The 20,568-nt window shown below is 39.0% G+C and carries 22 protein-coding genes; 10 read left to right on the plus strand and 12 right to left on the minus strand.

Annotated features, from left to right (window positions below; translation table 11 throughout):
- Positions 1-166 precede the first annotated feature (166 nt).
- Positions 167-1,321, minus strand: coding sequence for a stage II sporulation protein P (spoIIP, locus tag UN64_RS12890; protein ID WP_245802016.1), 1,155 nt, complete (start codon positions 1,319-1,321; stop codon positions 167-169).
- A gap of 276 nt (positions 1,322-1,597) precedes the next feature.
- Complete coding sequence (locus UN64_RS12895) at positions 1,598-2,065, minus strand: MarR family winged helix-turn-helix transcriptional regulator (protein WP_077363291.1); 468 nt, start codon at positions 2,063-2,065, stop codon at positions 1,598-1,600.
- Positions 2,066-2,238: 173 nt separating this feature from the next.
- Here UN64_RS12895 and UN64_RS12900 point away from each other — a divergent pair, with 173 nt between their 5' ends.
- The 3 genes from UN64_RS12900 to UN64_RS12910 are packed head-to-tail and all read left to right on the plus strand — an operon-like array spanning position 2,239 to position 5,083.
- Positions 2,239-2,835, plus strand: a complete 597-nt coding sequence (locus UN64_RS12900; protein WP_077363293.1) for an ArsR/SmtB family transcription factor — start codon at positions 2,239-2,241, stop codon at positions 2,833-2,835.
- 1 nt (position 2,836) lies between these two features.
- Positions 2,837-4,081 (plus strand): MFS transporter, encoded by a 1,245-nt coding sequence (locus UN64_RS12905; RefSeq protein ID WP_077363295.1) that lies wholly within the window; start codon positions 2,837-2,839, stop codon positions 4,079-4,081.
- 12 nt (positions 4,082-4,093) lie between these two features.
- Positions 4,094-5,083 carry an NAD-dependent epimerase/dehydratase family protein gene (locus UN64_RS12910; RefSeq protein ID WP_077363297.1) on the plus strand — a complete coding sequence of 330 codons (990 nt, stop codon included), beginning with the start codon at positions 4,094-4,096 and terminating at the stop codon, positions 5,081-5,083.
- A gap of 231 nt (positions 5,084-5,314) precedes the next feature.
- Here the strand turns inward: UN64_RS12910 and UN64_RS12915 are convergent, their stop codons facing one another.
- The gene (locus UN64_RS12915) at positions 5,315-5,953 is read right to left on the minus strand and encodes a hypothetical protein (RefSeq protein ID WP_077363299.1); all 639 of its coding nucleotides are present in this window, start codon (positions 5,951-5,953) and stop codon (positions 5,315-5,317) included.
- A 270-nt stretch (positions 5,954-6,223) separates the two neighbouring features.
- Between UN64_RS12915 and UN64_RS12920 the strand changes: the two genes are divergently transcribed.
- Positions 6,224-6,763 carry a histidine phosphatase family protein gene (locus UN64_RS12920; protein ID WP_077363301.1) on the plus strand — a complete coding sequence of 180 codons (540 nt, stop codon included), beginning with the start codon at positions 6,224-6,226 and terminating at the stop codon, positions 6,761-6,763.
- A gap of 89 nt (positions 6,764-6,852) precedes the next feature.
- Positions 6,853-7,479 (plus strand): CAP domain-containing protein, encoded by a 627-nt coding sequence (locus UN64_RS12925; protein WP_077363303.1) that lies wholly within the window; start codon positions 6,853-6,855, stop codon positions 7,477-7,479.
- 140 nt (positions 7,480-7,619) lie between these two features.
- On the opposite strand, the gene UN64_RS12930 is transcribed toward UN64_RS12925, so the two are convergent.
- Entirely contained in the window at positions 7,620-9,032 is a 1,413-nt protein-coding gene (locus UN64_RS12930; protein ID WP_077363305.1) for an ATP-binding protein, read from the minus strand.
- A 447-nt stretch (positions 9,033-9,479) separates the two neighbouring features.
- Positions 9,480-10,028 (minus strand): peroxiredoxin family protein, encoded by a 549-nt coding sequence (locus UN64_RS12935; protein ID WP_077363307.1) that lies wholly within the window; start codon positions 10,026-10,028, stop codon positions 9,480-9,482.
- Between the two features lie 229 nt (positions 10,029-10,257).
- On the opposite strand from UN64_RS12935, the gene motA reads away from it, so the two are divergent.
- The gene (motA, locus tag UN64_RS12940; RefSeq protein ID WP_077363309.1) at positions 10,258-11,043 is read left to right on the plus strand and encodes a flagellar motor stator protein MotA; all 786 of its coding nucleotides are present in this window, start codon (positions 10,258-10,260) and stop codon (positions 11,041-11,043) included.
- The gene (gene motB, locus UN64_RS12945; RefSeq protein WP_077363311.1) at positions 11,036-11,809 is read left to right on the plus strand and encodes a flagellar motor protein MotB; all 774 of its coding nucleotides are present in this window, start codon (positions 11,036-11,038) and stop codon (positions 11,807-11,809) included. Before motA ends, motB begins: the two co-directional genes overlap by 8 nt.
- A gap of 340 nt (positions 11,810-12,149) precedes the next feature.
- Here motB and UN64_RS12950 read toward each other — a convergent pair whose 3' ends face one another.
- Both UN64_RS12950 and UN64_RS12955 read right to left on the minus strand, forming a co-directional pair.
- Entirely contained in the window at positions 12,150-13,433 is a 1,284-nt protein-coding gene (locus UN64_RS12950) for a M48 family metallopeptidase (protein WP_077363313.1), read from the minus strand.
- A 77-nt stretch (positions 13,434-13,510) separates the two neighbouring features.
- Entirely contained in the window at positions 13,511-14,338 is an 828-nt protein-coding gene (locus tag UN64_RS12955) for an HAD family hydrolase (RefSeq protein WP_077363315.1), read from the minus strand.
- Positions 14,339-14,479: 141 nt separating this feature from the next.
- Between UN64_RS12955 and UN64_RS12960 the strand changes: the two genes are divergently transcribed.
- The 3 genes from UN64_RS12960 to UN64_RS12970 are packed head-to-tail and all read left to right on the plus strand — an operon-like array spanning position 14,480 to position 16,800.
- Entirely contained in the window at positions 14,480-14,884 is a 405-nt protein-coding gene (locus UN64_RS12960) for a GntR family transcriptional regulator (protein ID WP_077363317.1), read from the plus strand.
- Entirely contained in the window at positions 14,868-15,752 is an 885-nt protein-coding gene (locus UN64_RS12965) for an ABC transporter ATP-binding protein (RefSeq protein ID WP_077363319.1), read from the plus strand. The genes UN64_RS12960 and UN64_RS12965 overlap by 17 nt, the downstream gene beginning before the upstream one ends.
- On the plus strand, positions 15,742-16,800 hold the full coding sequence (locus tag UN64_RS12970) for an ABC transporter permease subunit (RefSeq protein WP_077363321.1): 1,059 nt from the start codon (positions 15,742-15,744) through the stop codon (positions 16,798-16,800). Before UN64_RS12965 ends, UN64_RS12970 begins: the two co-directional genes overlap by 11 nt.
- A gap of 80 nt (positions 16,801-16,880) precedes the next feature.
- Here the strand turns inward: UN64_RS12970 and UN64_RS12975 are convergent, their stop codons facing one another.
- The 5 genes from UN64_RS12975 to UN64_RS12990 form a co-directional block, all read right to left on the minus strand.
- Positions 16,881-17,726 carry a glycerophosphodiester phosphodiesterase gene (locus UN64_RS12975; protein ID WP_077363323.1) on the minus strand — a complete coding sequence of 282 codons (846 nt, stop codon included), beginning with the start codon at positions 17,724-17,726 and terminating at the stop codon, positions 16,881-16,883.
- A 325-nt stretch (positions 17,727-18,051) separates the two neighbouring features.
- Positions 18,052-18,912, minus strand: coding sequence for a Cof-type HAD-IIB family hydrolase (locus UN64_RS12980; RefSeq protein WP_077363325.1), 861 nt, complete (start codon positions 18,910-18,912; stop codon positions 18,052-18,054).
- Positions 18,913-19,268: 356 nt separating this feature from the next.
- Positions 19,269-19,403 (minus strand): hypothetical protein, encoded by a 135-nt coding sequence (locus tag UN64_RS21405; RefSeq protein ID WP_281249434.1) that lies wholly within the window; start codon positions 19,401-19,403, stop codon positions 19,269-19,271.
- Between the two features lie 94 nt (positions 19,404-19,497).
- Positions 19,498-19,803, minus strand: a complete 306-nt coding sequence (locus UN64_RS12985) for an AzlD domain-containing protein (protein ID WP_077363327.1) — start codon at positions 19,801-19,803, stop codon at positions 19,498-19,500.
- The gene (locus UN64_RS12990) at positions 19,796-20,521 is read right to left on the minus strand and encodes an AzlC family ABC transporter permease (protein WP_139343099.1); all 726 of its coding nucleotides are present in this window, start codon (positions 20,519-20,521) and stop codon (positions 19,796-19,798) included. The genes UN64_RS12985 and UN64_RS12990 overlap by 8 nt, the downstream gene beginning before the upstream one ends.
- Between the last annotated feature and the right edge of the window lie 47 nt (positions 20,522-20,568).

The raw sequence follows: 20,568 nt of genomic DNA on the forward strand, positions 1-20,568 counted from the left end.
AAGGTTTACCCACGAGTTATGCCCTTCAATCCAAAAATTTCAAGCTCCAATCCACGAGATTTAGCCATGTATCCACGAGTCGACATTCATAGACAAGTTCTCTCGCTCAAATACCCGCCACATAAAAAGACTCTAGAGGATTCTACACCCTCTAGAGCCTGCAACTCTATTCAGCTTTCACATCTTTTTGCTTCCAATAATACTCTGCAACAGCTTCGGCGACAGCTTCAGCACTTCTGTACAATTCATCCATGTTGTTGTCAACACCACCGAATTCGATCAGCAATGCTTTTTCCGAAAGATCCTGATTATAGACACCATTGGTTCCTTCAGATTTGTTTTTTCCGATTACAGCTCTGCTTATGCCTGGGTATTTCTTATTTAAGATATTATGGATTTCTTGTGCCATAGCTTGGTTCTTTTCAAAGTGTGGATTTCCTTTTCCAATAACGAATAATATTTTCGCATATGATTTTCCATCAATTGTTGTAGTAGTTGTTTTTCTACGGGATGAATCTCGATGCAGATCAAAGATTAGTTCTAAGCTGTCGTTACTGGCCATCGCACTTTCCACTAACGTTCTCGACATCGGATAACTTTTACGATAATCAGCATTATTCTTTCTTAAGAACTCTGTCATATTCGTCATATCTACAGAGGAACCGATTCCTCTAGCTTCAAGCTCTTCGCCAAGCTTTTTGCCAACCATCGTGATGTTGACCTTTGAGTGGATAGCGTGATCAGGATTTGTTACTCCTTTTAGATGCGGCAAGAAAGACTCCCAGCTATGAGAATGATAAATGTAAGCTACTTTATTTCCATCAGTTGTCTGATTTGGCGGGTTTTGAGGTTCGGAAGGTTCAGGATCCTGAAGTCTTTCTATATCCTGTACCTCTGCATCCTCTCCGCTTAAAAGCAAATCCATCGGCGGGGGTGATTCATACCCGATGTTTGTATAGTCCGTCCCTTCTCCAGCTACAAAAATAGTTGAATCATAAAGTGCAAATCCAGGCAGCTCGTTTCCAAGCAAGCTTCTGATATCACCAGGCTTAATACTTGTGGATAGCTCAAGCAAGATACTGGATAAGGCTGGAGGTTCGCTCTCTTTCGGCAGCTCCTGTGTAAAATATCTGTTTTCCCACCCTATAAAATATACGAGTGCTTCCCCTGAAAACTCAGTTAACCACTTATGCATGGTGGATGAGCTCAGCCTGTACTTATGCTCAAAGGATGTGATGAAACTCGTGGCAATGACAATAAAAAGCATGGCTCCTGCTAATAAAAGCGGTAAACGTTTCATATTTAATTGCGGGGTAAACATTTGTCGTCCTCCACTTCTTAATTCGTTTCTATCACATCCTATGCATCGAAAAATTCAAATAGAATGAAATCTATGAAAAAATAATAGAGAAAAAATGAAAGAAGAGAAACGACGCTTATCAATCTACATCAATTCCATTTGAAGATTTAGAAGCAAGAAGGTCGAAGAAGTGAAGTTTCGAGGACACGGAGTTTATTCTAGATAAATGAGTACCGGAGAAACAAAACTGACGAAGAGATTCGCGGCTTATCAATCTACAAAAAAAACCAGCCATAATCAGCTGGTCTTTGAGGAAAGTACATATTCTTCTGTGTCTGGCTGTGTACCGCTAGCCAATTTTTCATAAATATCTATAAAAGTTCCTAGTTCTTCTGATGACAAATGATTTAGGTAGTCACTGATAGAGTTCACTCTCTCATTTTCAGCTTCCCTCAAAATCTCATGTCCTTCGTCTGTGATTTCAAGATATACAATTCGCCGGTCAAGTTCACTTCGGTAGCGTTGTACAAAACCACGCTTGTACAATCGATCTGCCCCTACAGTGATTGCACTTGGCTTAACACCCATATATTCGGCCAATTTTGAAACTGTCCACTTATTTCTTACACATAATGTTTTCAAAAGAACAAATTGTGTCTTCGTTAATTCTTTTTCAATCGCAATTTCTGGGTGCAACCGCTTTGAAACAATGTAATGTACTCTTTCTAATCTCTCCACATAGGATTTTAAATCCTTATTCCCCATACTGTGAACCTCCAGCTTCTAGTTGTAATGCGAACATTATACTAAGATTATACAAGAATTTTCATAACATTTGAACTATTTTTTTACAAATAATGTGCAAAACAATTGACGTTGAGCATATAATTACTTTATGATACATTCAAATATATTTGAACGTTTTAGGAGTGTTAAACATGCAAGAAATTTATCATATACGTGAGATTGAGCAATTAAAGGTAATAAGTGACCCGCTGCGCATTAAAATTCTTTGGGAGATCCTTGATGAGGCAAAGACCGGTAAAATACTTGCCGACATCTTGGAAGTACCTGCCCCAAAGATTCATTATCATCTGAAAGAGATGGAACGTGTCGGCTTATTAGTCGTGGAAAGAACGGAAGAAAAAAACGGGATTATACAAAAGTTCTACAGACCTGTAGCCCAATCATTTTCAATTGCAGAAATATTGCCTGATCAGCGCAACACTGTAAAAGATGAACTTTCTGATGCGTTAAAGGAAAACATTCTCGTTTCCCTGGATAAAACGAAATCCATGATCAGAAAGCTAGACCCTGAAGTTCTAGCTTATACAGATTCTCCACTCAAATTTGGCTATAGACACGTAAAACTTTCACCCGATCAAGTGAAACAGCTTCATGAAAAAGCAAAAGAAATATCGGAGCTCATATCGGAATTTAAAAAGAATGAACAGGAAGAAGGTGAAATGTACCACTACTTCATGCTTTCGTTTCCATTAAAAGATACACCTTATCCAGAAGAGGAGATTGATTGAGATGGCACAAGCCTCAGCATTAGCTGAACCTAAAATAGAATCATTATTTAGACAGCGTTCCTTTTTGTTTATTTGGGCAATAACTATTTGTTCTTCTTTCTCTATTGCTATTTTTCAATTTTCACAAAGCTGGTACGTGGTTAAAACCCTTGATAAAGAAGCCTCACTAGGAATCGTTTTTATTGCTGCAAACGTACCTCGTATTTTGTTCATGGCAATTGGCGGTGTTTTAGCAGACAGAATCAGCAGGACAAAAATTTTATACGCAGCGAATTTTCTAAGAACCATTGTGCTATGCAGTCTGCTAGTTATGCTCGCAACAGGTCATCTATCACTTTTGTCTTTTATCATTTTCGGGTTTCTTTTCGGTGCCTTGGATGCTTTTGTATGGCCGGCAAACGGCTCCCTGCTGCCAAATGTCGTTGATAACTCTCAGTTGACACGTGCTAATTCAGTAATCCAAACAACCCAGCAGAGCTCGCTTATACTTGGTCCGATGATTGGCGGACTGCTTGTTGCCTCTAGCGGCGGCTATCTGCTGTCGTTCGGTGTACCCGCAATTATGTTATTAATTTCAGCGATCCTTGCCTATGTATTAAATATTCCTGCTTCTGAAAGTTCAGAAACAAAGAAGCCAGGTATGTGGCAGTCCATTAAGGAAGGAATCGATGTTGTAAAACAATCCTCCTTTCTAAAAGCTTTGTTTTTGAGCACAATCTTTCTTAACGTTTTTGTGGTGGGTCCACTAATGATGGGGCTTCCTATTTTCGTGAAAAACATTCTCGACGGAAGCGCACTTGATTTTAGTTTTATTGAGGGCTCTATGGCTGCAGGGATGCTGATCAGTTCAGTCATTATCGGCATTCTAAATATCAAGAAAAGACGCGGATTGATGGTAACAATCTCTTTATTCACAATGAACATTTTCTTTTTCTGGTTTAGTCAAAGCTCTTCCCTTTATCTTTGTATGCTGGCAATCTTTTTTATCGGGGTTACATTCCCAGCGACAAATATTCCTCTCATCTCAGCGGTTCAATCTTCTGTAGATAAAAAGCTGCTTGGACGGCTGATGGGACTTTTAACGATGGCAAGTATGGGGCTCGCTCCCTTATCTCTAGCTGTTACATCGATGCTGATCTCGTATGGTTTTACAATTGATAATATTATGGCTGGCGGAGCACTTTCTTTAATTATTGTTAACACGTTAATCATGTGGAGACTTCCTGCATTAAGAAAAATGGAATAGGCGGTGTAATTGATGAAAGTATTAATCATTGGCGGAACACGTTTTTTAGGCAGGCATTTGGCGGAATCTTTTTTAAGAAACAATCACGAGGTCACTTTGTTTCATAGAGGTAAAACCGCAGCACCTGGCTTATTGCAAGGAGTAGAAGAAATTATCGGTGACCGTGAGCAAGATCTTTCTCTTTTAGAAAATAAAAGCTGGGATGCAGTAGTAGATACTTGCGGGTATTTTCCTAAACAAGTAAGGAAGTCTGCAGAAGCCCTCCAAAAAAATGTGTCTTCTTATCTTTTTGTGTCATCTGTATCTGTATATGAAGATCAATCTGTCCGTTATTTAACAGAAGAAGCTAAAACGGCTGTCCTTAAAGATCCGGACACAACAGAAATCGGCGAATTTTATGGTGCTTTGAAAGCGGCATGTGAAAAAGAAGTTCAAAAGGTGTTTGGTGAACAGGCATTGATCATTCGTCCCGGGTTAATTGTTGGTCCTCATGACTATACTGATCGATTTACCTATTGGCCGCACAGGGGTGCGAAAGGTGGAGAAATTATTGTGCCCGAAATGAAAGATCCAACAATCCGATTTATAGATGCAAGGGATTTAGCAGATTGGATTGTACGCATGGCAGAAAATAAGGAAAATGGTGTGTATCAAGCCGTAGGCAGAAGCTATAATTTTAATGACTTTGTACAAAAGTGTGTTGCAAATCAAAACGACGCTGCCATTGTAGCTGTTCCAGAAGCTTTCCTTATAGAAGAAAATGTCGGAGAATGGGTAGAGATGCCGCTTTGGATTGCAAGTGAGGAATATCGAGGTCTTGATTATGCAGATGACTCGAAAGCCATAAATAAAGGACTCGTTTTCCGTTCAATAGAAGAAACCATTCAGGATACGGCTTCATGGTCACAATCAAGAGATTTAGAATCGAATCAATGGAAAGCTGGTTTACACCCTGATAAAGAAGCAGCCTTACTGCAGAAGTGGAAACAAAAAGTTAAATAAAAAATAAGCTGGCACATGAGGATTACTTCCTAAATGAGCCGGCTTTTTTTAAAAGAAGTAAAAAATACATGAATGCCCATGGCACTTGTCCATACCATTTATCTCTAAAGGTCATATAGTAGGATTGTGAGATACAAATCTCTCCTGCTGGCAAGAGGTCAGCAGAGCAATTCCCTACCCCCATTTCTTCATCATGCGTTCGGTTTTCTTTCCATAATCCTTTTCGGAGGATTATGGCTTTTTTATTGAAAATGAAGAATGTGTTTCGTTGAATGGGAGGTATTTATTTAAATGACCGGGAAGCTCTCCTTTTTGAAATACATACTGAATATCTGATAAAGGAATCTCCAAACGTGCCAGTGGTGGATATAGCGGCAGAATTTCCTTTGGTTCATAAGATTGATGATAGCTATTAATTGCCTCATTTGTTTCCTTTTCAACTGAAATTCGATAGGCATGAATTTCTTGAATCTGCTGAACCATCATTAAGTACTCTGCCTTCAACCGCTCTAATTGATCAATTTTTTTCTCCATGCTGCTTTTTGAAGCATTAAGCTCTCGATCTCGGGATGTGTACACCGTTTTTATGTATTCTGAAAGCCTGTCATCTCTATTTTCTTTTAACTCATCAAGATGTTCCATAGCAGCACGTTCTTTCTCCATTGCTGCCAGATAACTGTTTTTTGCTTCCGTTAAATGTTCCATCGTAACTTTTGTATTTCTTGCACCGTACTTATTCAATAAGTCTTCATATTCAGTAGAAGCCCATTCTTTTTGTTTATTCAGCTGCTGCCACTTCTCTTGTGCTCGAGCGATATCAGCATCGTATTCGTTTTTCATTTGTTTAAAATGATTTAATTCAGGATACATAACAATCTCCCTTCGTCTTTCACCATTTATAGTATTCGGGAAGGAATCAGGTTTAACGTCTCGAATGAAAAAATAAGGTCTTTTTGTATGTTGTTGATTTCCGCTACAGGATGCTCGCTTTCCGCGGGGCGTGCGGTGAGCCTCCTGCCGCTTCACGCCCTTAGGAGTCTCACCTGTCTCGCTCGTCCCGCAGGAGTCTCGCACCTTTCACTCCAATCAACTTGTCAATGGAGAAAGAAAAAAAACATCTATATAAGTGAGGAAATATATATGAAAATTATAGCTGTTAGACACTGTAAAGCATGTGGTCAGGAACATGATGCTCCCTTAACGGAGGAAGGCTTACACCAAGCAAAGGAGCTTTCTCGTTTTCTTGAAGGGTATCGATTCGACAGTGTTATATCGAGTCCTTTTAAAAGGGCTATCGATACAATAATGCCATATGCCAAATTCACTCATACCGAAATTCAAACGGACGAGCGGCTAGCCGAGCGGATCCTTTCAACGCAAACAGATCCTGATTGGGATTGGAGGTTTCATTTAGAACGTACATATAAAGAAGAACATTTAAAGTTTCCTGGCGGAGAGTCTACATTTGAGGCAAAACAGAGAATTCATTCTCTCATAAAAGAACTAAAGGAAGCTGGTCTTCATTTTGTATTGCTTGTAACGCATGGAAACTTAATGAGCTTATTGATCAATCTATATGATCCGTCATTTGGATTTATAGAATGGGAGCTATTAAAAAACCCAGATGTATTCATGATTGATATTCAAAGTAATGATGTAACCAACTTGTGGGTCGTTTAAACTGGTAGTTAATTCCAGACCCCCACCCCTCCTACAAAAGTCCCGAAACATGTACACGTAAGATAATTTATTAGGAGGGGAAACATCTTATGAAAAAATTAGTAGTAGCATCAGTATTAGGCGCTTCCCTATTCGGCGCAAACGCAGGAATCTCAGAAGCGGCATCTACATGCCCATTTGCTTCTTTAAATAATAATCAGCAGCAAGCTCAAGCTGCTCCAGCTCCACAACAACAACAGCAAGCTGCACCAGCTCCAGCTCCGGCTCCAGCACCTCAGCAAGAGCAGACAAAAGCTCCAGCTGAAGAAGCACCAAAAGCTGAAACTAGTGCAGAACTTACTGCAGATGAGCAGCAAATGGTTAATCTTGTAAACCAAGAACGTGAAAAGCAAGGTTTACCAGCATTAAAAGCTGATCCAGAATTAACAAAAGTAGCTCGTGTTAAAGCAAAAGACATGATCGACAACAACTATTTTGATCACAACTCACCAACTTATGGTTCTCCATTTGATATGTTGAAGCAGTTTGGTGTGGAATATCAGACAGCTGGTGAAAACCTAGCAGGAAACTCTTCTGTTGATGGTGCTCACACTAGCTTAATGAACTCTCAAGGTCACCGTGAAAACATCTTAAAATCTGACTACACAAACGTTGGTATCGGTGTAGTTGACGGTGGTCAATATGGTAAAATGTTCGTTCAATTATTCAAAGGGTAATATACTCTGATACAAAAAGGGGCTGTCCCAAAAGTAAGGTGAACTTACTTTTGGCAGCCCCTAATTTTTTATTTTTGTCAAAATAATAAAATAAATAAAATCAAAATTTAGTTATCTAATCGAGTTGAGTCAGCCCCTTTTTAATTTTGCTGATTAACAGGCAATGAGATGGTAAACTTTGTTCCGATTCCTTTTTCGCTTTGCACATCAAGCTTGCCGTTATGATGTTTGATAATATTATTGCTGACCATTAACCCCAACCCTGTTCCTTCATCCTTGGTTGTGAAAAATGGTTTTCCGATCTTTTTTAACACCGATTCTTCCATTCCGCATCCGTAATCACATATTTGTATCTGAATATATTCTGAATGCGGACATAACTTCATCTTCACATCTACCTTATTCCCTATTGAAGAAGCCTCAATCGCATTTTTGATAAAATTTATAAAGACTTGTTTCAATTGCATAGGGTCACAGAACACATACGGAATTTCATCCTCAAAGCTTGTTAAGATCTCAATATTTTTCATGATTGCCTGTGTGTTCAATAAATCAACAGTATCCTTAATAATCGCTTCAATACTTGCCTTTTCAAAGTTCTGGGTATTACTTTTTGACAACACAAGAAACTCTTTAATGATATGTTCAATCCGATGAACTTCAGACAAAATAATAGATAAATACTGATTAAAGTCATTTGTTTGATTTTGAATCAGCTGAACAAATCCCTTTAAAGAAGTCAAAGGATTTCGTATCTCATGTGCCACTCCTGCCGCTAATTCTCCAACAACATTCAGCGTTTCTGCTTTCAAGAGCTTTTGTTCCGTTAATTTTTGATCTGTAACATCTTTAAGAATTGTTACATGTAAAAAATCGACCATATCTTTTTCACAAGAATATTCAATTTCTTTTAGATAACCGTCAGGCGTTCTATATCGAAACTCCCCTGAGATTTTTTTGCCGTGCATAACCTCTCCCCATTTTTTTTGAATAACATCTCTGCCATTCTTCATAAAAAAGGTCTCGGCATTCTTTCCTATCAAGTCTTCTCTGGATAGTTCCAATAACTCACAAGCTCTTTCGTTTACTTCTGCGATCTCCATATTTGAACGGCATAAAATAATGGCCTCAAGCGCGTGGTTAAACAACTGTTTAAATTTATTATCACGAATACTCTCAGACTGGTCTTTTAAAGACACCATGTACGAAGTGCCAATAACTCGATTCTCACCTGAAACCGGATACAAAGTTGTGCGTAATGTATGAGCTGCTACTTCTATATCTGCTGTCTGCGTTTCTCCGGAGAAAGCTTTTTCTATTTGAGGCGTCCAGCTTGATACTAGTTCCTTTGAATGTAGTTCATAAAGCTTTGTCCCAGGTGCTGGTCTACCGGAAACCCCAAGAGCATCATACATTCCTCCAGAAGAATGAGTAAAAATATAATCACCTTTGCTCTCTCTTTTTAGTCCAAATAGATGGATGGGACAATTTGAAAGTGTACTCTGAAAATCTGCAATACGTTTTATATCAATTTCCTCATATTGCTTGTTCATTAAGCAGTCCCCTTCGCTTACATAATCTGATACGGATATTTAGCACAATTAATAATTCTGACATTCAATAAGTTCTCTAATACCTTAATTCGACAAAAAGAAAATCTTCCCTATTGGTCAACTTTCCCATTTTTTCAAAATGAGGAAACAGGTCTTTAGAATTACTTTTCACATTGAAACTTGAACAATTAAAATTGCTTTTTTCTAAAGGATTTGTTGCTTTGAACTTTTTCTGTAGAGTATGCTACATTTTCTAGTTGATTGGAGCGCAAGGTGCGAGACTCCTGCGGGATTAGCGGGACAGGTGAGACACCTGCAGGCTTGAATAGCCTAGGGGGCTCACCGCACGCCCCGCGGAAAGCGAGCATCCTGGAGCGGAAATCAACATCTCCTAAATCAAATAAAACCTCTGTCAAAAATCCACAAAGGTTTTACAAATAACTCTTATTAATTCATTTTCTGCATTTCATCTTCCATAAACTTATAGTCCATCGGACCTATATGCATCTTCGTGATGATTCCTTCTTCATCAATAAAGTAGCTAGTCGGGATCGAAACCGCTCTGAACTGTTTTCCAGTCGTATTTTTTTCATCGAGTGGGATTGGAAATTCAAGTTCATATTCTTTTACAAAATCCCTTATTTTTTCAGGCTTTGTTTCAGAGTATTCTAAGTTAACTGCAAGGATCTCGACATCCTTCTGTTTATAATCTTGATAAAACTTCTGCATTTCAGGCATCTCTTCACGGCATGGCGGACACCATGTGGCCCAGAAATTTAATATTACTTTTTTCCCCCTATATTCTTTAAGGGAGATTTGTTTTCCCTCAAGGGTATTAAGTGTAAAATCAGGCGCCATACTTCCTGGTTTCAAACCGGTATTTTGTTCAGCTGGTATTTGTTTTTTTGCTTCTTCACTTTCTTTTTGTGATGTATATAATGCAAGTCCAATTAATCCTGCAAATATAAGTGTGAGAATAACCGGCTTGAATTTCAAATAAATTCCTCTTTTCACTTCAGTTTATCAACTTCCATCATATCAAAAACAGCCATCAATTGTCTTTTGCTGGCGCCGCTTTGTTAAACAGCTGTTTAAAAATTTATTCCCCTAAGTGTGTTTTTCCATCATTTATCATTAAGTTTCCCCTTATCTTTCCGATATAAAAGAATATCTAAGCATACAAGAAATTAGCTACAGAAATAAAAGATAAAGTGGGGAACATCTTATGGATCGCTCGAGTTTAATAGGGGTTATTCTTGGAATTATTGCAATCGGAGTCGGAATGGTATTAAAAGGTGTCAGTCCGGTTTCTTTACTCAACCCTGCAGCACTGTTAATTATTTTTGCTGGTACAGCTGCAGCCATTCTAATCGCATTTCCGATGAGTGAAATAAAAAAGATACCAGCATTGTTTAAAGTGCTTTTTCAAGAACAAAAACTCATTGATATGAAGGACCTTGTAACGATCTTTATCGAATGGGCTACAGTTGCCCGAAAAGAAGGTCTTCTTGCCCTTGAACCTAAAGCTGAAGAAGTAGATGATCCATTCTTACAGCAAGGAATCAAGATGATCGTTGACGGCCAGCCTCCTGAATTCATTAAAGACGTGCTATTAAAAGACTTAGAAACCATGGAAGAACGCCATGCTTCTAACGCTACAATTTTCACGCAAGCTGGTACTTATGCTCCTACTCTTGGTGTATTGGGAGCTGTTGTTGGACTTGTTGCTGCATTAAGCAATATGGCAGACATCGTTGCACTGGGTTCTGCGATTTCGGCAGCATTTATCGCAACATTATTTGGGATTTTTACCGGTTATGTACTTTGGCATCCATTCGCCAATAAATTAAAACGCAAATCAAAGAAAGAAGTCATGATTAAAGAAATTATGATCGAAGGATTGCTTTCTATTCAAGATGGAACATCACCAAAAATATTAGAAGAAAAACTTCTGACATATATTCCGACTAGTGAACGCGACCAATACAAAGCGGGTGGTACAGTTGGCTAAAAAGAAAAAGCATCATGAAGATCATGTAGACGAGTCCTGGCTCATACCTTATGCTGACATGCTTACATTGCTATTAGCTCTATTTATTGTTCTATTTGCAATGAGTGAGATTGATGCCCAAAAGTTTAAGCAGATGGCAAGTGCGTTCCGAAATGAATTTACAAGCGGAACCGGTGTAATGGAGGAACAAGCGCCAATCCCTACTCCAGATTCAACACCTATTCCTCAGACGCAAAAAGAAATCATCTCTAAGGAAGAAAAAGAACGTCTTGAAGAAGCTAAGAAAGAACTTGAAGCTCTTGAAAACTTGGAAAAAAGAATCAATGCATTTATTCACGCTAACAATCTTACAACAAGTCTCCAAACCCAGTTAACGGAGAACGGCTTATTGATTACCATCCTAGATAATGCCCTATTCGATTCCGGCAGTGCAACAGTTAAACCTGGTTCAAGAGAAATCGGCAATAAGCTTTCTGATCTCCTTGTTACGAACCCTCCTCGCAATATTGTGATTGCAGGACATACTGACAATGTGCCGATCAGTACAGCTAGTTTCCAATCAAACTGGGAGCTGAGCGCATTCCGCGGAATTAACTTTATGCGGGTTCTGCTTGAGAATCCCGCGTTAAAGCCAAATCAAGTAAGTGCCAGCGGCTATGGGGAATACCGGCCGAAAGCTGATAATAAAACAGCAGAAGGCAGAGCGAAGAACCGCCGAGTAGAAGTTTTGGTACTTCCGAATGTAAGCCTGCAGGCAGTGAAATAAAGCTATGGGTTTCCATATAGACCTGGGTTTCGCTCGTAAATCTTGAGAAGCGCTCGTAAATCTTAAGAAGCGCTCGTAAATCTCGAGAAACGCTCATAAATCTTGAAAAACGCGCATAAATCTCGAGAAACGCTCATAAATCTCGAGAAACGCACATAAATCTTGAAAAACGCGCATAAATCTTGAGAAACGCTCATAAATCTCGAGAAACGCTCATAAATCTCGAGAAACGCTCATAAATCTCGAAAAACGCTCATAAATCTTGAGAAACGCTCGTAAACACGAAAAAGCTGGTCCGTAAAAGTGGATTTCAATCACTCTCGGCCAGCTTTTCTTTTATTTAATGAGGTAACTGCTCTTTATCCAAAGTTTTTCCTGTATTATAGCTGTCTAAAAAGTGGATGCGCTCAAGCATTGTCGGATGGCCATACAAAAACCACTTCACAATTTTAGGCGGATTAACCTCGCTCAATGATACGGTAGCCAGCTGCTGAAAAGCACCTACTGCTGCTTCAGGATTCTTTGTCATCTGAATCGCGTACTGGTCAGCATCCCGTTCCGCTTTTCTCGAAACCGCATTTTCTACTGGAGATACCGCAAAACTGAGGAGCGAGAATATTAAAAGCAAAGCAGGAAGAGCTGCGAGGTCTCCCACTCCTTTAACACCCCACGTCTTACCGTATTGCTCAATCCATTTTCGATAGATGATATTACCCAGCCACAACCCCAAGAAAGAAAGAACAATTGAAGAAATCAAGTTCCAATAAAGATGATTCATCACGTAATGCCCGATCTCATGAGCCATGACGAACAGTACTTGGTTATCACTCAACTTATTCAACGTCGTATCCCATAGGACGATTCTCAAGTTAGAACCAATTCCATTCACATATGCGTTTAATGCATTCGTTTTTTCAGACATGTTCACTTCATACACATTTTCAGCCGGTATATCCGCTTTATCCGCAATGTTCAGTATCTTTTCTTTTAAAGCTTCATCCTGAAGCGGATAGAACTTGTTGTATAACGGATCAATCACGACAGGCTGAATAAAGTATAAAAACACAGTAAATGGAATGGAGAGCAGCCATGCAAACAGCCACCATCTCTTTTCATACTTTTTGATCAGCCAATACATAACTCCAACCATGAGCGTTGTCAGTGCCCAGCTGATCCAGAAATCCACTACACCATCTCTCATCCAGCTATGAAAGGATTGGACAGATATGTTATAGCTTTTTGATACGGTAAAGCTATAGTAGCGAAGCGGAAAAGTTAACACCCAGCTCGCAAACGACAGAAGCAATACGTACACTGCCGTATGGACGATAGAAAATTTCGTAAGTCCCCCGGCTGCTTTTCGAAACCATTTTGACAGACCAAAACCTAGAACAAACAAATAGATCAGCCATTCAAGCGGTACAGAAATGAAGTACAAAAAGTCCTTTATTCTTGAAAAATCAGTGCTCAGCTCCAACTCCCTTTCGGTCATAAACATAGCCGGGTCTGCTGCAGATCCCTTAAGGTCTACTGGCAATGCTGAATCTGCTCCGTGAAACAAGTAATACCACATCAATGCACCATATACGGCAAAGCCCAGCATTAACCACATGGATTTTCTCAAAACACATGCCCCCTTTTATACCTACTATAAAGTGTAAGGGGATTTGTCCAATTTAGAACAAGTCATGAGAAACTTTTTTATAAAGCGTTCGTCAAGGTAGGGACAACGGTAAGATTTTCATGCTCAACCTCTATCCGGTTAGGCTGTATATAGATTGCTTTTAAACCCATTAAAAGTGCAGGTGCAATTTCATTAATAAAATTATCACCGATCGAAACGGCTTCATGCGGCTGAACACCAAATTCGTCTAGAATGGTTTGCATCTTTTCTTTTGTTTTCAGCGGCTTATGTCCTTCTGTATAAAGAGCATGAAATATTCCCTCTAGCTCAAGCTCGTTAAGCAATCTTTTCACATCTTCTCTTTCACTGTTCGTGAGCAGGACCAGCTTCTTTTCCTCTTTTAAACGAATCAAACCGTCTCTAAGCCCAGGTGTTTTAGTTAAATGAAACTGATCTGTAACCATATATTCTTTTGTTGCGTTATAGCATTCCCACGTATCGCTTTGTTTTAATCCAAAATGCATAGCTGTCGCATAAGGCAGCCACCATCCATCACCGATCGCGATCAGACGTTCAAAATCATATACCAGTTCACCTGCATACTCTTGCTTTATTCTTTCTTCCGGCCATTCTTCCCCATCAAATGAAGTAACCTTCGTTACCTGAAGCGTCATAGGGTCAACGGTTACACTCGTATCATTTTTAATATCATATACTTTCCCAATCGCAACAGGATGAGTCCCCTTTTTCATGCTCTCATATGTATCCCAAAATGCCTGTTTCTTATCATCTGCAACATGCTGCTGCATCAGCCTGCAATAATAATCAAAATGATCCGTGTCTTCATATAGAGTTCCGTCCAGATCAAAAATCAGCAGCTTTGCTTCATCAATTAAGTGTTTCATGCTGAACACCTCCTGCAATTATTGTAGATTCCTGAATTATAAAAAGTAAAGAAAAGTACATTGACAGGAATTTACTAATCATGTAAGTTATAAGTGTACTACATTAAGTAGTACACACGTAGTATTTAAAGGTGGGATAATATGATTTTAAATTTAGATCCCCGAAGCAATACGCCGATATGGGAGCAAGTCGTCCATCAAATTAAAGAACTGATTTTGAAGGAGATCCTGCAACCCGAAGATAAGTTGCCTTCGGTAAGAGAACTATCAGGAACATTATTGATAAATCCAAACACAGTAAGCAAAGCTTATCAAGAGCTCGAACGCCAAGGGATCATAGAGACTCTCCGCGGCAAGGGCACATTCGTTTCTGCTTCCATCACCCCTAGAGCCGATGAGCAGAAGATTGCCGAAATGAAGAAGCATATCAAACAGCTTGTCATCGATGCTTCGTATTTAGGAATCGATCAGCAAACGCTGGCACTATGGATTAAAAAGTTTTCTGAAGAGCTTGGAGGGAATAACGACCATGTTAAAAATGATTAATGTTAGTAAAAAGATAGATGGACGCCAGGTTTTAGAGAATGTCAATATTACTCTTGAACCAGGTATGATTTCAGGCATTGTTGGCCGTAACGGGGTCGGTAAATCTACTTTGCTCAGAACACTTGCTGGAATTCTGGATCCTGACGAAGGCGAAGTAACATTTAATGAAATCAATATCCACCAGAAGCCTGAAGTTAAACAAAAGCTTACTTATGTTCCTGACTCTACAGAAATTTTAAAAACCTACAACGTAAAAGAGATTGTGAAACTGTATGATGCAATCTATGAAGACTTTGACGTGATGTATTTTTACTCGTTAATGGATCGTTTTAAGCTCCCAAAAAACAGAAAGCTTAGAACCTATTCCAAAGGGATGAAAGCTTTATTTCTTATGATTCTTTCATTCTCTACAAAAGCAGACTTTATTATTTTGGATGAACCAACAAACGGGCTGGATCCGATCGTAAAACGAAATATCCTTCAATTTATTATTGAAGAAGTAAGTGAACGTCAATTAAGTGTTCTTATTTCCACTCATCATCTTGAGGAAGTTGAAAAGATTGCGGACGTGCTCATTATGATGAAGGATGGTCAGATTGAATCAACTACTTCGATCGAAGACGCTAAGTCATCTTTCAGAAAAGTTCAAGCTGTTTATAAGCATTCTCTCCCTGAAAAAATTGCAAACTTAAACAACGTAACCATTCTTTCTCAAACCGGCAGAGTGTATACGTTGATGATCAAAGGCAATATCGAGGAAACAATGAAGGAGATGCAGCAAGAGCAGCCATTATTGTTAGAGGAACTTCCGATGACACTTGAAGATATATTTATTTCATCGCTTGGAGGGGAATCACATGTTTCATAAAGCATTATGGATGAGAAACCAAAAACTAGCAGCTCCAGCTGTTTGGGCCGTATACCTATCTTTATTCTTTTTTCTACCATTCTCTTTTTTCGGAAGAGCACAAAGTCTTCAAACACAAGCAGAGAAATTTAATGATACACAATTAAACTTCACTTTTCATGGTGTTGAAATCGCTTTGTTTTTGACACTTATTCTTGTTGGATTCGCCTCATTGCTGTTAGGACAGGAGCGAACCACTCATTCTGCAGATCTTACATTCTCACTTCCTTTTAAACGAAAAGATATTTTTCTTTCAAAATGGATGTTTGGTGTTGTACATATTACAACAGGACTATTAGTTAACCTATTGTTATGTATGCTTATTATACGCTTCACGATTTTACATGAAATTGCAGATGCGTCATTTTTGCTCCATTTTATGGCGCTCGTTATACCGTATTCTATTGCCATATTTACTTTCAGTTTATTTATTGGAACTATCGCTGGCAGCATTGTATCTCAGTTTATTTTAAGTTTGATATTCCTTTTCTTCCCGATCGGTTTCTTCTCTTTGATCGGAACATTTCTGATGTATCACGGGATTGAATTAGATATGATGTATGATGTAAACGGCAGATTTAACTCGTTCGGAGATTTTATTTCAATAGCTACACTGCCTGTTCCCATTTTCGAATTCGCTTATTATACTGATGTTGTTACAGAAATCGATGGCTCGGTAATGGATTACACCAGAATGCCAGATTATCTAGTATTGCTTTCTCCTCTTCTTTATTTTGCGGTTACGTTCCCTCTTGGAATCTTGTTTTTTAGCCGTACGAAGAACGAGAATAATGGCAGATTACTGGTTTTTGAGAAAGGTAAAGGATTCTTCAGTATAGGAGTAGTAGTTTGCTTTGCACTTGCATTCGGCATGGCGGGCGGAGGCATCTTCGGATCTTATGATCAGCCTTCATTACTTGGCTATTATTTTTCCGCAGCCATTGGCGCAGTCCTGAGTTATTTTGTATTAAGAAAGATTATGAATATTCGACTAGGGTTAAGCAAATAAGTTTAGAGCGGATCACTTCCGCTCTTTTTTTGTTGAAACAGAAAATAAACAGCTGACGTATATATGCCAGCTGCTTTTGTTTATCGTCCTTTTTTCACTTCATTCAACAGGTCTGGAAAGTTTGTGAACATTCCGGTTACGCCCCAGTCGATCAGTTTATGCATTTCTTCTTTTTCGTTAACTGTATAAGGATGTATCTCAAGTCCGTTTTGAACCGTTTTCTGGACATAATCTTTGTCTATCATAGTACTGTTTGGTCCAATTCCGACTGCATATTGTTTAATAGCTTCAACTTCAGCATCAGAAAGGGCAGCTGGTGACGTGTACCACATTAGCTGTACTAGTTTTATAGAAGGGTCAATCTGGTTCATTTTTAATAAACTTGCAGAGCTGAACGACTGCACAAGTAATGTATCTTTGTCGATTCTGTATTCATCAACCAATTTTGAGAGTTTTTCTTCCATCCCAGGATAGACTTCAGGAGACTTTGTTTCGATATAATAGTTCGCATTCTTTCCGAATGTTTGAAACACTTCTTCTAGCGTTGGCACTTTAAGACCCTCATACTCAGGGTTTGCTTTTTCCGGATATTTCTCATTGAACCAGCTGCCAGCATCAAGCTCTTTAATTTCTTCAAGCGTGTAATCTTTAACCTGACCTGTTCCATTCGTTGTACGGTCAAGCGTTTCATCATGCATAGCGATTAGTTCACCATCTTTTGTCATCTGAAGATCTACCTCTATGTAATCCCCATGCATTTGTTCGCCCATCTTGTATGATGTTAACGTGTGTTCCGGTGCATAACCAGAAGCACCTCGATGTGCTACATTTAATATCTCTTTCTCTTTTTCAGCTGCATCCGCTGTAAATCCTGATCCCATAACTGTAAGGCTTAACGCAAGAGCCCCAATAGTAGCTTTGAACATGAAATTACACTCTCCCTTTGTTGTCAGTGAAGTACTCTCTCACTTTAACAAGGGAGTTTGAAGACTTGTTTACACCTGCGTAAAGCTGAAGTAAAGAAATTATTAATAACGCTGTTTGTAAATTATGTTGCTTTGAAAGTAGTTGATTTCCGTTACAGGATGCTCGCTTTCCGCGGGGCGTGCGGTGAGCCCGCAAGAGTCTCGCACCTTCAACTCCAATCAACTTGTCAATGAAGAGGATAAAAAATGGACGCAAAGAAAATTTTAGAGAGGATTCTAAATAAAAAAGCCAGTTCGATTTTTTCGAACCAGCCTCTGTAAAAAGTTATTTTGTTTCTAAAAATTTTTGAATAGCAAACGCTACTCCGCTTTCGTCATTCTCTTTCGTAACAAATGCAGCCATATCTTTTATTTCATCAACAGCATTTCCCATCGCAACTGGAAATCCTGCAATTTCAAGCATTGAAACATCATTGTAATTATCACCGATTGCCATCGTATTTTCCATAGGGATTCCTTTAATTTCTGCAAATCTTTTTAGAGCTACACCTTTTTGTGCTTCACTATTTGTGATCTCCAAGTTATTATCAGCTGACGAACTAACTGCTAAATCATCAACCGCTTGCAGATGCTGAAACGCACGCTGCAATTTATCGTTATCACTTGAAAATGCAAGAAATTTATAGACCTCTATATCCTTTTGATCTAAAAGCTTTTCAAAATCTCCTACTACACTTACAAGTCCTAAACGAAAACGGCGTAAAGCTGCCTTTTGAACATCATCATCCGTTGCTTCAGGATTTGAAGTAATAACAATATCCTTCATAACCTCATATGCCTTTTCGCGATTATCCGTATACGTTCCCTTACTTGTATACAGTTCGTAATAGATGTCCTCTTTATCTAGAATACTTTTAATTTCTTCATATTGTGAGAACTCTAGAGGTGTTGAAGAAAGAATTTCCCATTTAGCAGATCTGATTTCAGCTCCGTTTACACAAATAAGAGGCAGGTGTAATTCTGCGTCTTCTAATGTATGTCTTGCTTCATCATAAGAACGCCCTGTTGCAATGACAACATGATGTCCATCTTTTACCGCTTGTGAAATGACCTTACTGTTCTCTTTTGTTACTTTTAACTGTTTATTAACAAGTGTTCCATCCATATCGATTGCGATAAGTTTCATAAAATCATCCTTTATTGCTTAGTCCATTAGTAAGTTTACCCATAAGTGCAATAATTCAAATCAACTTAAGTGTTTTAAAAAATTGGCTTTCTAATAGTTTATTGCTTTTAAGTATTTTGTTCATTCCCTTCACTGACAAGTTGGTTGGAGTAAAGGTTCGAGACTCCAGCGGGACGAGCGGTCAGGTGAGACCACTCAAAGGCGCAAAGCGGCGAGGGGGGCTCACCGTACGCCCCGCGGAAAGCGAAGCAGCCTGGAACGGAAATCAACTTCTTACAAGAGCAACAAAGTTTGCGATAGAAGCTAAAAAATAAAAAAAGAGCTTTAGAAGCTCTCTTTTAAAAACATTTTTAGTATTAATCTTTGTAGATAAATGATTGTACCATATCCGTTACAGCGTGAAAAATTTCAACGGCTTGAAATGATAATACAGAAAGAGCTGAGATCGAAAATAAACCTATTAGTACAAATCTAAGTAAATGAGGCATCATTAATCTCCTCCTTTTACTTGTGATTATACGCCCAAAGATTTCCGAAAATCAATTAATAAGGTTAATTATTTATAAAGTAAATTATGACAATTGTCTACAAAAAGGTATAACCATATAAAACTAAGATAGAGGCTAACACAACGATAATAACATTCAGGTTAAGCCATGCTGCAATAAAAGCAGCTGCTGCTCCTATAACACCATACAAAACAGAATCCGGATTAATCGTCAGCACGCCTGGGAAAATGAGTGCTCCTAGGATGGCAAACGGAACATTTTTCAATATCCCTTGTACTCTTGGATGCAAGTTATTCGTGTGAAACATGACGAGCGGAAGCATTCTTGGAATATACGTAACCAGACCCATTCCGATAATAACCCATATCAAATTATCATTCATTCCGCTCATCCCCTTTCACAAAAAACTCTATTGAAACAGCAGCGATCAATGTAGATAAAATAATACCCCAGCCCCCGCTAAGAAAAGGGATAAATGAAAATAATGAGTTCAGGACCGCAGCTGTTCCTGCAAGGGCAATGACTTTCCGGCTTTTTTTAGCGGCAGGTACAAGCAATGCGATAAACATTGCATATAGCGCGATACCCATGCTTGCTTGAAGTGATTCCGGCAGTCCTGAGCCCATCAAATACCCTGCACCTGAAAAAACGACCCAAGAGCTGTAAGCTGCTAGACCGAGACCTAACAAATAGCTTGCCGTTATCTTTTTCTCTTGAGACGTTGCCGCAACTGAAAAGGTTTCATCCGTAATGAAAAAAGCATAAATGGCTTTAATCCATTTTGGCTCATCTTCCGCACGTTCCTTCAATGACGCACTCATCAGCAAATGACGGATGTTCATAATAAATGTAGTTAGAATAAGTTCAGCTGCCCCGCTTGCGGCAGCGACCATAGATAAAGCGATATATTGTGATGCACCAGCAAATACAATAATACTCATGCCAACCGTTTCAAAAAGGCTTAAACCGGCAGCTTTGGCAAGCAAACCGAATGTAAAAGCAACGGGCATATAGCCGATTGCGATAGGCAGTCCAGCTTGAATACCCTTTTTCCAAAGACCATGGGTTGGTTCGCTAGAAATTGCAGGACTAGGCAGCATTGTCTTCATCTCCATATTCAGTGTGTGATTTGTGCAGGAATTGTGTA

The sequence above is a fragment of the Fictibacillus arsenicus genome (assembly GCF_001999465.1).
Classification (GTDB): domain Bacteria; phylum Bacillota; class Bacilli; order Bacillales; family Fictibacillaceae; genus Fictibacillus; species Fictibacillus arsenicus.

Coding starts and splice junctions, on each gene's coding strand:
- UN64_RS12955 (WP_077363315.1), bottom strand. CDS start 14,338: ATGAAACACTTAATTGATGAAGCAAAGCTGCTGATTTTTGATCTGGAC.
- UN64_RS12960 (WP_077363317.1), top strand. CDS start 14,480: ATGATTTTAAATTTAGATCCCCGAAGCAATACGCCGATATGGGAGCAA.
- UN64_RS12985 (WP_077363327.1), bottom strand. CDS start 19,803: ATGAATGATAATTTGATATGGGTTATTATCGGAATGGGTCTGGTTACG.
- UN64_RS12965 (WP_077363319.1), top strand. CDS start 14,868: ATGTTAAAAATGATTAATGTTAGTAAAAAGATAGATGGACGCCAGGTT.
- UN64_RS12905 (WP_077363295.1), top strand. CDS start 2,837: ATGGCACAAGCCTCAGCATTAGCTGAACCTAAAATAGAATCATTATTT.
- spoIIP (WP_245802016.1), bottom strand. CDS start 1,321: ATGTTTACCCCGCAATTAAATATGAAACGTTTACCGCTTTTATTAGCA.
- UN64_RS12900 (WP_077363293.1), top strand. CDS start 2,239: ATGCAAGAAATTTATCATATACGTGAGATTGAGCAATTAAAGGTAATA.
- UN64_RS12895 (WP_077363291.1), bottom strand. CDS start 2,065: ATGGGGAATAAGGATTTAAAATCCTATGTGGAGAGATTAGAAAGAGTA.
- UN64_RS12990 (WP_139343099.1), bottom strand. CDS start 20,521: ATGCTGCCTAGTCCTGCAATTTCTAGCGAACCAACCCATGGTCTTTGG.
- UN64_RS12915 (WP_077363299.1), bottom strand. CDS start 5,953: ATGTATCCTGAATTAAATCATTTTAAACAAATGAAAAACGAATACGAT.
- UN64_RS12910 (WP_077363297.1), top strand. CDS start 4,094: ATGAAAGTATTAATCATTGGCGGAACACGTTTTTTAGGCAGGCATTTG.
- UN64_RS21405 (WP_281249434.1), bottom strand. CDS start 19,403: ATGATGCCTCATTTACTTAGATTTGTACTAATAGGTTTATTTTCGATC.
- UN64_RS12930 (WP_077363305.1), bottom strand. CDS start 9,032: ATGAACAAGCAATATGAGGAAATTGATATAAAACGTATTGCAGATTTT.
- motA (WP_077363309.1), top strand. CDS start 10,258: ATGGATCGCTCGAGTTTAATAGGGGTTATTCTTGGAATTATTGCAATC.
- UN64_RS12980 (WP_077363325.1), bottom strand. CDS start 18,912: ATGAAACTTATCGCAATCGATATGGATGGAACACTTGTTAATAAACAG.
- UN64_RS12970 (WP_077363321.1), top strand. CDS start 15,742: ATGTTTCATAAAGCATTATGGATGAGAAACCAAAAACTAGCAGCTCCA.
- UN64_RS12925 (WP_077363303.1), top strand. CDS start 6,853: ATGAAAAAATTAGTAGTAGCATCAGTATTAGGCGCTTCCCTATTCGGC.
- UN64_RS12920 (WP_077363301.1), top strand. CDS start 6,224: ATGAAAATTATAGCTGTTAGACACTGTAAAGCATGTGGTCAGGAACAT.
- UN64_RS12975 (WP_077363323.1), bottom strand. CDS start 17,726: ATGTTCAAAGCTACTATTGGGGCTCTTGCGTTAAGCCTTACAGTTATG.